This window comes from Arsenophonus nasoniae DSM 15247, from assembly GCF_000429565.1.
Classification (GTDB): domain Bacteria; phylum Pseudomonadota; class Gammaproteobacteria; order Enterobacterales; family Enterobacteriaceae; genus Arsenophonus; species Arsenophonus nasoniae.
This window is the reverse complement of sequence record NZ_AUCC01000196.1, coordinates 1-1,931: the sequence shown is the minus strand read 5'-3', so window position 1 is coordinate 1,931 and position 1,931 is coordinate 1. Positions and strand designations below refer to the sequence as shown.

2 protein-coding genes are annotated in these 1,931 nt (G+C 30.9%); both read left to right on the top strand.

What is annotated here, in order from left to right; translation table 11 throughout:
* Positions 1-719: 719 nt before the first annotated feature.
* Positions 720-1,625, top strand: coding sequence for a replication initiation protein (locus G468_RS0117350; protein ID WP_026824073.1), 906 nt, complete (start codon positions 720-722; stop codon positions 1,623-1,625).
* A 74-nt stretch (positions 1,626-1,699) separates the two neighbouring features.
* Positions 1,700-1,834, top strand: coding sequence for a hypothetical protein (locus G468_RS25160; RefSeq protein ID WP_276324690.1), 135 nt, complete (start codon positions 1,700-1,702; stop codon positions 1,832-1,834).
* Positions 1,835-1,931: the final 97 nt, after the last annotated feature.

Here is a 1,931-nt window from a genome sequence, read left to right as displayed (position 1 = left end):
TGTGACCGAGCGAAGCGAGTGAGCAGACGAGGAAGCGGAATATCACAATTGCAAAAGAGAAATACGGTCACTCAGTAGTAACATATTTTTCGGTTTAGGGTTTTTGTTAGAAAAAAAGTTATCCACAGGTGTGTTACGGTAAAATAAAGGTAATTTTATTTAAGGTAAAAGAAAGGTAAAGGCCTCTATAGGCTTTTGTTTTATTTTGAAAAAATTACTCATATGACTTCTTATATTTACTTATATGACTTCTTATATTTATCATTTTTTATTTATACTATTGACTTATATCCCAGCCTCTATTGAGCGAGGGTTTACGGCGTTTTTTTGCTAACTATATGTTTTTATTTATATAAATTCTTATATTTACCATCCTTTGCGAAATACATATTATTAAGTAATTATCTGTTTTTGCTTATATAACTTCTTTTTTTTACTTGTTAGCTTATCGTTTTCAATGTTTTTTGTCTCATATGCCTTCTTATTTTATTTAATATGCCTTCCTAGATTTAAGTTTATTCACATTCATTTTTTACAATCAAAATGATTGATAATAGTTACAATATTAATATTTCAACTAATTGAATATAAATATTATTTTTTAAAATACCTCTTGAAGTTTTAGATTAGTCTATAGAAATAAAAATAGAAAATGACTTCTTGTTATTGACAAAATGACTTCTTGATATAATATAAAGGAAGTCATTTATGGAGGCGGAATGTTAATAAAAAAGTCTCATCAGCTTGTTATGGCAAGAATGAATCTCTCTGCAAGAGAGCAAGATGTTCTTACTCTTCTAGTAAAAGCATTGAAAAAATCATTTGATGATGAGAAGTTTGGTGATGGTAATGTTCAGTACGAATTTACATTTTATGTTGATGAATTAATCGAACATTTTTCTTTATCTAGACAAGGTCTCTATCATGCTTTAGATGAAGGAACAAAAGTAATGGGTAGAATAATTGAAATGAAAGACCCATTAAAAAAAACCTTCGAAAAAGTAGTCATTATAAGTAAAGCTGATTTTGCTGAAGGGGTTCTTTTCGTTAGAATGGATAAAGATGCCGCTAAGTATTTATTAGAGTATTCTATGGGATTTGCTGAGATAGACTTGAATTTATTGTTATCTCTTAGAGGTGGTTATGAAAAAAGAATACTTGAGATGATTAGCAGATTTAAATCTCAAAAAGAGTTTTCTATCTCATTAGGTGAGTTTTGTAGATGTGTAGGATCTCATTATTCTGAATATTCAAAATTTTCAAATTTCAAACAAACAGTTTTAATAAAACCTATACGTAGAATTGTATCATCGTCTGGTTCTACATGGAAAATTAAAAAGGACTTTAAAGATGGTTTTATCATCGAAAAGAAAGGGCGTAAATACAGGGATTTAGATAAAATAATATTTAAAATCCAATATAATAATGTAGAACAAAAAACAAATAAGACCTCAATTGAAGTTGACACTAAAAAACATGAAGTTCTTGATTATTTGTTGTCAAAAATAATGGATAAAACAGCAAATCAGTCAGAAGCTATAGCGTTCATTTCTATGAGTAATGAACTTAATGTTAAGTATGTTCGTGAAATTGAAGAACAGGCAAAAAAAATAGCAAAAATTTAAATTACCGCCCTACGCCAGTGCGCTAACACTGACGCGGAGCTAACCCAAAACCTAAACCAACTAGGAATTGAGCTATGAAAAATAGTACCTTCCGTGTGCGCGTAATTGAAGCGCAAAATCAAATAATCGAGCTATTTGCTCAAACCTCACGCAATTTAACCCTGCGTCAGCGTGCCCGAATTCTGAATAGAGTTGGGGGTGCTGTATGAACTCCGAGATGATTAAATTCTTTTTGAGTAGTGGTGTTCCTTGTGGATTTCCGAGTGACCGTGCTCCTTTTAACTTCCGGCTATCTTCCGCTTCCTC